This window comes from Bacteroides sp. 3_1_23 (assembly GCF_000162555.1).
GTDB classification, from domain to species: domain Bacteria; phylum Bacteroidota; class Bacteroidia; order Bacteroidales; family Bacteroidaceae; genus Bacteroides; species Bacteroides ovatus.
The window spans coordinates 88,927-100,008 of the sequence record NZ_GG774950.1 but is presented as its reverse complement, the minus strand read 5'-3'; the positions used below and the strand labels follow the sequence as shown (position 1 = coordinate 100,008).

Genomic DNA, 11,082 nt, shown 5'->3' with positions numbered 1-11,082 from the left:
ATTTCACGGATTAAAAAACGATGAGTATGAAAACAACAGCGTTAATCCGTGTAATCCGTGCCTAAATTTATGATATAAACGGTTTCTTAGTCCGGACATCTTCGCCCGAATAAAGAAGGTAACTTCTTAAGTGTACTATTTTGTACTTCACTTGTACATTCCTACTCATTCTTTTTCTTCCATTCGCTTATCTTTGTGTTCATTACATTATTTCCTAAAACATTCAGCATTATGAAAAACGTTTCGCGTCTACTTCCCCTATTGTCCGGCATCGTCACGCTGTCAGGATGCAGTCATGCACCCCAAAAGAGCAATGGGCAGAACAACCAAAAGCCTAACATTATTTATATATTTGCAGATGATCTCGGCATTGGTGATTTAAGCTGTTATGGAGCAACGAAAGTGAGTACTCCCAACATCGACCGGTTGGCAGGACAAGGAGTACAATTCACCAATGCTTATGCAACTTCTGCCACCAGCACTCCTTCCCGTTTCGGACTCCTGACAGGTATGTACCCCTGGAGACAAGAAAACACAGGAATCGCTCCCGGCAACTCTGAACTCATTATCGACACTACCTGCATCACCATGGCAGATATGCTGAAAGATGCAGGATACGCAACCGGTGCAGTAGGCAAATGGCATCTGGGACTCGGTCCGAAAGGTGGAACCGACTTTAACAACCGGATTACCCCTAACGCACAAAGCATCGGGTTCGACTACGAATTTATTATTCCGGCTACCGTAGACCGTGTACCTTGTGTATTTGTAGAAAACGGACATGTCGTAGGACTTGACCCCAATGATCCTATCACCGTAAACTACGACCACAAAGTAGGCGACTGGCCTACGGGAGAAGAGAACCCAGAGCTCGTCACTTTAAAACCCAGCCAGGGACACAACAATACAATTATCAACGGCATTCCCCGTATCGGCTGGATGACCGGAGGAAAATCCGCCCTTTGGAAAGATGAAGACATAGCCGATATCATCACCAACAAGGCCAAGAATTTCATTGCATCCCATCAGGAAGAACCCTTCTTCTTATATATGGGTACGCAAGACGTACATGTACCACGCATCCCCCACCCACGTTTCGCAGGCAAAAGCGGACTCGGCACTCGTGGCGACGTCATCCTGCAACTGGACTGGACCATCGGTGAAATCATGCACACACTGGACAGCCTCCACATCGCAGACAACACCATCCTGATCTTTACCAGCGATAACGGTCCTGTTATCGACGACGGCTATCAAGACCAAGCTTACGAACTTCTCAACGGACATACTCCGATGGGTATCTACCGTGGTGGGAAATACAGTGCTTACGAAGCGGGTACACGCGTTCCATTTATTGTCCGCTGGCCTGCCCGGGTGAAGCCGAACAAGCAACAAGCTCTTTTCTCTCAAATAGATGTGTATGCATCGCTCGCCTCACTTTTGGACCAACCTTTACGCAAAGGAGCTGCCCCCGACAGTCAGGAACATCTGAACGTTCTCCTCGGCAAAAATAATACAAACCGTGAGTATGTCGTTCAACAGAATCTCAATAACACACTTGCCATCATAAAAGGTCAATGGAAATACATCGAACCGAGCGACGGCCCCGCCATCGAACATTGGACGAAAATGGAGTTAGGCAACGACAAACAGCCTCAACTTTACGATTTATCCTCCGATCCATCGGAGAAAACGAATGTATCAAAACAACATCCCGACATCGTGAAAGAGTTATCCGAATTACTAGAATCCATAAAAGAGAAATAGTTTATGAGAACAAAAAAATTGTATGATTTTGCACCAATCTTGAATAATTCTATCCATATTAGAATATTCAATCCGTCTATCTTTGCAAGCGTAGATTCAATAAAATCACTTAATTTTTAATATATGAAAAAACATTTATCCACTCAAACTAGAAAAAGGATGCTCTCCTCCATCGGACTGATCTTGTTTTCTGTTTCTTTTGTACTTGCACAGGTACTTGTTAAAGGTACAGTGAAGGACAACTTAGGAGAAGGAGTGCCGGGAGCCAGTGTTCAGGTACAAGGTACTTCACAAGGAACAATCACTGACCTTGATGGTAAATTTGCTTTTAACGTACCCAATAAGAATTCAATATTGGTTATTTCTTTCATTGGTTATGTCACTGTAGAAATAAAGGCAGACACTCAAAAGCCAATGGTTATCACATTGAAGGAAGATACAAAGACACTGGACGAAGTCGTGGTAGTGGGTTATCAGGAAATACGCAAGAGAGACCTGACGGGTTCTGTTGCCAAAGCCAGCATGGCAGAACTGCTTAGCACTCCGACTGCTTCTTTCGGCGAGACATTAGGCGGACGTATTGCCGGTGTCAACGTAAGTTCGGGCGAAGGTATGCCGGGCGGACAGATGAACATCGTCATCCGTGGTAACAATTCTTTGACACAGGACAACTCTCCTCTTTATGTCATTGACGGTTTCCCGGTGGAAGACCCCTCCATAGCCGCAGCCATCAATCAGAATGATATCGAGTCACTCGACTTCCTGAAGGATGCCTCTGCTACTGCTATCTACGGTGCCCGTGGTGCCAACGGTGTCGTGATGATTACAACCAAGAAAGGAACAATCGGCCAACCTAAAATTAAATATGACGGAAGTTTCGGTATTCAGCATATCACCAAAACAATCCCGATGATGGATGCCTATGAATTCGTCAAACTACAGGCAGAACGTAGTCCCAAAGATATGGAAACTACTTACTTCATGAATTATGACGGCAAGAAATGGGGACTGGAAGATTATAGAAATATCCCGCAATATAACTGGCAGGATGAAATCTTCCGCAGTGCATGGATGCAAAGCCACAATGTCAGCCTGACCGGTGGTTCGGAAGGAGTTCGTTACAACGCTTCTTTATCTTATTATGACCAGGACGGTATCTTGTTGGAATCAAACTACAAACGTGTACAAGGCCGTATGGGTACTACCATCCAAAAGAAGAAACTGAAAATCTATCTGACGACCAACTATTCCAGTACTACAACTACCGGTGGTTCTCCTTCCCAGAACTCATACAGTGGTATGAATAACCTGTTCTATAGTGTATGGGGATATCGCCCTGTGACCGAACCGGACAGACCATTAAACTCGTTGATGGATAACATCATGGACGACGCGATAAACAATACCAACGACTATCGTTTCAACCCTATCATGTCTTTGAAAAATGAATATCGCAAGACGTACGCGAACTATATCCAGTTCAACGGATTTGCAGAATATGAATTTATCAAAGGATTGAAGTTGAAAGTTTCCGGCGGTTACACATTCGATACCCGCAAAGGGGAAACATTCAACAACTCGAAAACTCGTTATGGTAATCCGAAATCATCCGATAAGGTGAATGCAGAAATCTACCATTCTCAACGTGCAACGTGGTTGAACGAAAATATTCTAACCTATCAGACCAATATCAAACGGAAGCATTTCTTTAATAGTATGGTAGGTGTAACTCTGCAAAATTCTGACTATGAATACTATTCATACAAGACAGTGCAAATTCCAAACGAAGCACTCGGGATGGCAGGAATGAGTGAAGGAACTCCCAGTACGACCAAATCATTAAAGAGTTCCTGGTCTATGCTCTCTTTCCTGGGACGTTTGAACTATAACTACAAATCATTGTATTATGCAACGGTTTCTTTCCGTTCCGACGGTTCTTCCAAATTCCGTGGTGATAACCGTTTCGGCTATTTCCCTTCCGGTTCATTGGCATGGGGATTCATGGAGGAAGATTTTATGAAACCATTGAAGTCTGTTGTTTCTTCCGGTAAATTAAGAGCAAGCTGGGGATTGACCGGTAACAACCGTGTAGGCGAGTATGATACGTATGCTTTATATCAGATATTAAAAGATAAAGTTGGAGATTTTATTTCGATCGGTAGCCTACCGAGTGGTGTATATCCGTTCGAAAACAGCCTGACAAGTGTAGGTACAGTGCCCACTTCCTTAAGAAACAGAAAACTGAAATGGGAGACTACCGAACAGTGGAACCTAGGCCTGGACTTAGGCTTCCTGGACGAACGCATCGGATTAACCGTAGACTGGTATCGTAAAACGACTCGTGATTTGTTGCTGAATACTGCACTTCCCACCTCTTCCGGTTATTTCAGTGCCATGAAGAATGTAGGAAAGGTACGCAACCAAGGTATCGAGCTCACATTGAACACAACCAATATCAAGAACCGTCATTTCTCATGGACTACTAACTTTAATATCGCATTCAACAAGAACAAAGTATTAGAATTGGCCGAAAACCAATCTTCTCTGTTGAGTGCAGCCAAATTTGACCAGAACTATAACTCTCAATACAGCTACATTGCCAAAGTGGGTTATCCGATGGGAATGATGTACGGATTCATCTACGAAGGTACATACAAATACGAAGATTTCGACAAAGTAGGTGATACATATACACTGAAACGCAATGTTCCGTATTTCTCTTCCGAAAGTAATACACAACCGGGTATGCCGAAATACGCAGACCTGAATGGTGACGGTATCATCGACGATAACGACCGCACTATGATCGGTAACGGTATGCCGAAACATACGGGCGGATTTACCAACAATTTCGAATACAAAGGATTTGACTTGAGCATCTTCTTCCAATGGTCGTATGGAAACGATGTATTGAATGCCAACCGCCTGTTCTTCGAGAACAGCAATAAAACACGTGACTTGAACCAATACGCAAGTTACGCAGACCGCTGGACACCGGAAAATCCGGAAAGTAATATTCCGAGAGCTACCGACTCCGGTTCTAACAAAGTGTTCTCTACACGTATTATCGAAGATGGTTCGTTCCTTCGTCTGAAGACCGTGTCTTTAGGATATACACTGCCGAAACAACTGACCAAGAAATGGAAGATAGACAATGCACGCGTATTCGTTGCCGGTCAGAATCTATGGACATGTACAGGGTATTCCGGTTACGACCCGGAAGTATCTATCCGTGAAGGCGCACTGACTCCGGGACTGGACTTCTCCGCTTATCCGAGAGCCTACTCTATCAGTTTTGGTATAAACTTAGGTTTCTAATCAATCATCCTTCAAACAATTACGTATATGAAAACAATAAAAATAATCATCATATCACTTCTTGTCGGACTTAACCTGACTTCCTGCGATTTCTTGGAAAAAGACCCGACATACACCACTCCTGAAAACTTCTTCAAAAATGAAGCGGACGCTACCTCTTGGCTGACAGGAACCTATGCCATTCTGGGACAAAGTTCCTTCTACGGAAATGAGTTCTTATACCTTGTAGGAGGTGACGATCTGGGACACTATGGTGGTGCCAACCGCGGACCTAACAAAAGTGGGTTGATCTGTAACAATGCCAACACAAGTGATCCGGCCGTTGCAGCATTGTGGTACACATTATACTCCGGCATCAACAGAGCCAATATTTTCCTGGGAAATATTGATGCAGTGCCCGATATGAACGACGATACCCGCAAGCAGTACAAAGCCGAAGCCCGTTTCTTACGCGCATTCTATTATTTTACTTTGGTAGAATGTTGGGGAGATGTACCTTTCAAGACTACTTCTACAGAAGATGCCTATAACCTCTCCATTCCACGTACGGACAAACAGACGATTTATGATTTTATCATCAAAGAGATGTATGGTTCTGCCGAGGATCTCAAATCTGCTCAAGATTTGAACTATTTACCGGGACGTGTTTCCAAATCGGCTGCTTGGGGAATGTTGGCGCGTGTATATATGTTCCGGGCCGGTGAACCTAAACGTGACAAGGAAGTGGGTTTGGCTAACAACACGACTAGTGCCGAGATTACAGAATATTTCAAAAAAGCAAGTTACTATGCACAGTTAGTCAAGAATGAGGGTCATTCACTAACTGCCAAATATTGGGACTTCTTTATCGACATTTGTTCTGATAAGTATAACACTGCTCTCAATAAGGATGGTGCCAAGGCTAATGAAAGTATTTGGGAAGTAGAATTTGCAGGTAACCGTTCGACGGATGTACGTGCAGAAGGTAGAATCGGTAATATTATCGGCATTCAGGGTAAGGACCTTTCTTCCAAAGCATCCATCACTGGTAAAGGTGATCCGGGCTATGCATACGCTTTTATCTGGAATACTCCTAAACTGCTGGAATTGTATGAAGCAAACGATGACATTGACCGTTGCAACTGGAATATTGCTCCATTCACTTACACCCAGTCAGCAGGAGAAGGTACTCCGGTGGACGGTCGTGAATTTGTAAAGGGAAAAAGAGATGAAGTGGAACAACAATACTGGGATAAATCCTTCAGCTATGGTAAAACAGAGCCGGGGTCTACTTACGGTGATCGTGAATCGAAGAACGATGCCAATAAGAACCGCAACAGGGCTGCCGCCAAATATCGTAGAGAATATGAAGCAGACAAGAAGAGTAAAAACGATACTTCCATCAACTTCCCTCTTCTCCGTTACTCTGACATTCTGCTAATGATTGCAGAGGCAGAAAATGAAGTCAACCATGGCCCTAATGATTTGGCGTATGAATGTATCAATGCAGTAAGAGAACGTGCAGGAATCAAAAAACTTGCAGCAAATCTGGATGAAGAGAGCTTCCGCAAAGCTATCAAAGACGAACGTGCAATGGAACTCTGCTTCGAGTACACACGTCGTTTCGACCTGATCCGTTGGGGAGACTATTACAAACTGATGCAGGAACAAGTGGACAAGGCACAGGCTGACGAATCCTGGAAATTCGGAATCAATGTATATACTTACTTCAATATTCCGAAGTCTTACAATTATTTCCCGATTCCTGCCAATGAAATAGGATCAAACGGTGCTATCAAGACGAATAATCCGGGTTGGTAATTCTCTTAATAACTTTAAAAAGAAAAGGACATGAAAATAATATATAAAAGTTTGATGACTATCGCTTTTGCCGGACTATCCCTGGCTTCATGCGACAAGGAATTAAAAGAAGAAACAGCAATGGAAGTGGGTGTGGTGACAGACAGCAATGTCAGCTTCGATGGCAAAACTGTGACTGTAAAGAAAGGAAACCCTGTAACGTTCAGCTTCGATGGTGACCCTGATTTTATCAGTTTCTTCAGCGGTGAGATAGGGCACGAATACAAACACCGGAACAGAATTGAAATGCAACCGGAAGACGTAGAAAAATGTGAAATCAACTTCTCCGTAGTATATGACTATGGTAGTGCGAAAACCATCGAAGGTTCTACTCACATATTAATATCCGATCAATTCGAAGGAATTAGTGGCAACAATGTGGAAAAAGACAAAGAAGCAGTTACTAATTGCGAATGGACAGAACTTGTCAGCCAAGATGAGCTTCCTAAAGCAACCAAAGATACTAAAGACTATTCTTGTCCTTTAATATCTTACTTGGGTAAAGAAATCAGCATTGCTTTCCGCCTCAACCCTCTTGATAATAGCAGCACAATGCCTGTAATACATATTAAAGGCTTACAGCTTAATCTGGAGTTCAACAATGGAAAATCAACCACAATTAATGCAAAGAACTTCGAATTCTCGGCTTTAAATGTAACCTACAATTTAGATGATCTTTCAAAAAACAACACTCATCTTACCAAATTGAAGGAAGCATTAGGAAATAAAAACCTCACACTTGAAGAGATGAAAAGCGCAGAATATGCAGATAAAATAGCATATGCTACTGTAGACGGTAATATTCCTTATTTCTGGAGAATTAGCCAGCCAAGCGATTTCGTAACCAGTGGCGGAGCAGCAGGGTATACAAAAGGAGATACTTGGCTTATCTCCAATTCCATCCTCCTTAACGGTTCCTGCGATCCTGACGCTGGTGTAGCTATCAAGAATATCTCGCAATCGTTGGAGATATACTCACATACCTATGAAGAGGCCGGTACATATACCGCTACTTTCGTAGCCAACAATGCAAACTACGTCCATCAAGGTGGTCAAGTAGTACGTGAACTGACTATAAACGTTGTAGAATAAAAATATATCCCCCAATTTTTCTAACCTTCAATCATAGAAAACGTTTATAAAAATCAGACTTTAATCAATTTAACATCAGAAAGAGAGGGACCGCGAGGTTCCTCTCTTTTACTTTTTCTGTATCTTTGCACAAAAATAAAAATAATGCCAAAGACTCTTCCTATTCATTTTGCCCCATTACAAGGTTACACCGAAGTGTTTTACCGTAATGCTCATGCTGCCTGCTTCGGAGGTATAGATACTTATTATACCCCATTTGTACGACTCGAAAAAGGCGGATTCCGCCATAGAGATGTCCGCGGAATCGAACCCGGGAATAATCAGGTAGCCCATCTGATTCCCCAACTGATAGCCCCTTCTTTTGAGAAAGCAGAAAAAATCTTATCCCTATTCATTGAAAAGGGATATAAGGAAGTCGACATCAATATAGGATGTCCTTTTCCCATGCTGGCTAAACGCCACAATGGTTCCGGCATTCTTCCTTATCCCGAAGAAGTTCAGGCGTTACTTAGCCTGATTACAGAATATCCGCAAATAAGTTTCTCCATCAAAATGAGGTTGGGCTGGGAAGATCCGGAAGAATGTCTGAAACTGGCTCCGATTATCAATGAGCTACCCTTGCGACAAGTGGTTATGCACCCCCGCTTGGGAAAACAGCAATACAAAGGAGAAGTTGACCTTAAAGCGTTTGAGGCTTTTCAGAATGCCTGCAAGCATCCGCTCATCTATAATGGAGATATCAATAGTGTAGAAGATATTCACCGCATTCAGGAACAGTTTCCCGGACTAGCCGGAATGATGATAGGACGGGGATTACTTGCCAACCCGGCATTAGCTTTGGAGTATAGACAAAACCGTGCACTCGAGTTCGATGAAATGAGAGAAAAATTGCAATCTATGCACAAATGCGTATACAATCAATATGCAGAACAGTTGGAAGGAGGAGACGAACAACTTCTGAACAAAATGAAAACTTTCTGGGAATATTTAATGCCGCAAGCAGACAGAAAATTACTGAAAGCAATTCATAAAAGCACAAGTCTCAACAAATATAATCAGGCAATCCTTGCCTTTTTTAATCAACGATGAACTGATAACCAGTAATTTTACGTAATTTTGCGCCCGTTTACAAACATGCACATTATGAAAAAATACATTCTAATCTTTCTTTGTCTGATAACCGTATCAGGCAGTTTCGCACAAATGCAGGATTTCAAGTTCAAATTCTATGGACAGATTCGTACTGACTTCTATTATAATAGTCGTGCTAACGAAGAAACCGTAGACGGATTGTTTTATATGTATCCAAAAGACAAAGTGCGTGATCCGGAGGGGAACGATTTGAACTCAACACCCAACAGTAACTTCTATACTTTATATTCGCGCCTTGGAGTAGACGTTGCCGGTCCAAAACTGGGAACAGCCAAGACATCTGCCAAAGTAGAAGTCGACTTCCGCGGCACAGGCACTTCTTATTCGGTCATTCGCCTTCGTCATGCTTATTTGAATCTGGATTGGGGAAAATCAGCTTTATTACTCGGACAGAACTGGCATCCCTTATTCGGAGATGTGTCTCCGCAGATTCTTAATCTCTCCGTAGGAGCACCGTTTCAGCCCTTCAGCCGTGCGCCACAAATTCGTTATCGCTATACAAACAAGAATTTCCAACTTACCGGAGCCGCAGTGTGGCAATCACAATATACTTCACAAGGACCGGAAGGGAAAACACATAAGTATCTGAAGCAAAGCTGTATTCCCGAATTTTATGTCGGAGCTGATTATAAGAATGGCGGTTTGCTGGCCGGCGTAGGCATTGAGTTGTTATCATTGAAACCACGTACGGAGTCTATAGTAAATACAGATAAATACAAGGTAGACGAACGCATCACAACTCTTTCATACGAAGCTCATGTAAAATACACCAACAAAGACTGGTTCATCGCTGCGAAGAGTGTATTAGGATCCAATCTGACACAAGCTTCCGGTTTGGGTGGATTCGGGATCAAGTCTGTCAACGAACAAACGGGAGAACAAGAATATACTCCGATACGTTTCTCCAGCTCTTGGTTCAACGTTGTCTACGGACAGAAATGGAAGCCGGGAATCTTCGTAGGCTATGCCAAGAATCTGGGAACAAGTGATGCACTATATGCTCCCAAAGGAAATGATGCAAAACTTTATGGAACAGGAACAGACCTTAACCAATTAGTTACGGCAGGAGCAGAACTGACCTACAATGTCCCCCACTGGAAATTCGGGTTGGAATATACATTAAGCTCTGCATGGTATGGTTCGCTCAATACGTCCAATGGGAAAATTCAAGATACCCATGCCGTATGTAACAACCGTATTGTTGCCGTTGCCATGTTTATGTTCTAACCTCTCTATACAATTATTTTAATTATATATCTGTCACCTGTCACCGATTGCTGCTTAACGGTTTGATTATTAACAATTAACACCGTGACAGCAATAGGTGACAGCAGTGTGACAACAATAATGCTGTCACCAGAAACAGATAAACTACATTTCACAACGCGGAGGTATTCACTCTGGAAGCTCCAGGCAATCCTATTTATTTCATGAATGCATTACCTTTGTTTCTCGTGGGGAAACTTTTAGTTTCAAGGCTTGAAACCAAAGGTTTCGTACCGGGAAACTAAAGTTTCAGCATTGGGAAACTGTAGTTTCAGCACCGAGAAACAATAGTTTCAACGGCATGGAAACTATGGTTTCTCCAAGAGAAACTAGTGTTCCCTTATCAGGAAATGTACTGTACTGGATTTAGTTGACAACTTCGCTTGTTATACCTAAGTTAGTTTACTCAATATTTTTTAAAACCTAAATAAGTTTACTTGTCCCTTTGTAATTCCTGTATAAGTTGTCATTTTAGATATGTTGCAAAATTATGTATCTTCTCTTATAAGTGCAAGACTTCGGGCTGTAAACTTTCATTAAACAACAAAAAACTCTTCGCTCGGGGATCGCCCTAGCGGCAAGGGGCGGGAGCACCCGTCCCGACGAGCGGGACTTCAGCTACCTTTCCACTGCATTTACGAATATATT

At 42.7% G+C, this 11,082-nt stretch carries 6 protein-coding genes; all 6 read left to right on the top strand.

Going from position 1 to position 11,082, the window contains the following annotated elements; genetic code table 11:
* Positions 1-231: 231 nt before the first annotated feature.
* The 6 genes from HMPREF9010_RS12135 (at position 232) to HMPREF9010_RS12160 (ending at position 10,395) form a co-directional block, all read left to right on the top strand.
* Complete coding sequence (locus HMPREF9010_RS12135) at positions 232-1,767, top strand: sulfatase-like hydrolase/transferase (RefSeq protein WP_008649015.1); 1,536 nt, start codon at positions 232-234, stop codon at positions 1,765-1,767.
* A gap of 159 nt (positions 1,768-1,926) precedes the next feature.
* Positions 1,927-5,085: a SusC/RagA family TonB-linked outer membrane protein gene (locus HMPREF9010_RS12140; RefSeq protein ID WP_008649014.1), complete on the top strand. Its 3,159-nt coding sequence runs from the start codon at positions 1,927-1,929 to the stop codon at positions 5,083-5,085.
* A 27-nt stretch (positions 5,086-5,112) separates the two neighbouring features.
* Positions 5,113-6,885: a RagB/SusD family nutrient uptake outer membrane protein gene (locus tag HMPREF9010_RS12145; RefSeq protein WP_008649013.1), complete on the top strand. Its 1,773-nt coding sequence runs from the start codon at positions 5,113-5,115 to the stop codon at positions 6,883-6,885.
* 30 nt (positions 6,886-6,915) lie between these two features.
* Positions 6,916-8,016 carry a DUF5017 domain-containing protein gene (locus HMPREF9010_RS12150; protein WP_004298363.1) on the top strand — a complete coding sequence of 367 codons (1,101 nt, stop codon included), beginning with the start codon at positions 6,916-6,918 and terminating at the stop codon, positions 8,014-8,016.
* Between the two features lie 144 nt (positions 8,017-8,160).
* Positions 8,161-9,105, top strand: a complete 945-nt coding sequence (locus HMPREF9010_RS12155) for a tRNA-dihydrouridine synthase family protein (protein WP_004324279.1) — start codon at positions 8,161-8,163, stop codon at positions 9,103-9,105.
* Positions 9,106-9,159: 54 nt separating this feature from the next.
* On the top strand, positions 9,160-10,395 hold the full coding sequence (locus HMPREF9010_RS12160) for a DcaP family trimeric outer membrane transporter (RefSeq protein WP_032844415.1): 1,236 nt from the start codon (positions 9,160-9,162) through the stop codon (positions 10,393-10,395).
* Positions 10,396-11,082 lie beyond the last annotated feature (687 nt).

Excerpts from the sequence above, each read along its gene's own strand:
- HMPREF9010_RS12150 (WP_004298363.1), top strand. The coding sequence starts at position 6,916 with ATGAAAATAATATATAAAAGTTTGATGACTATCGCTTTTGCCGGACTA.
- HMPREF9010_RS12140 (WP_008649014.1), top strand. The coding sequence starts at position 1,927 with ATGCTCTCCTCCATCGGACTGATCTTGTTTTCTGTTTCTTTTGTACTT.
- HMPREF9010_RS12160 (WP_032844415.1), top strand. The coding sequence starts at position 9,160 with ATGAAAAAATACATTCTAATCTTTCTTTGTCTGATAACCGTATCAGGC.
- HMPREF9010_RS12155 (WP_004324279.1), top strand. The coding sequence starts at position 8,161 with ATGCCAAAGACTCTTCCTATTCATTTTGCCCCATTACAAGGTTACACC.
- HMPREF9010_RS12135 (WP_008649015.1), top strand. The coding sequence starts at position 232 with ATGAAAAACGTTTCGCGTCTACTTCCCCTATTGTCCGGCATCGTCACG.
- HMPREF9010_RS12145 (WP_008649013.1), top strand. The coding sequence starts at position 5,113 with ATGAAAACAATAAAAATAATCATCATATCACTTCTTGTCGGACTTAAC.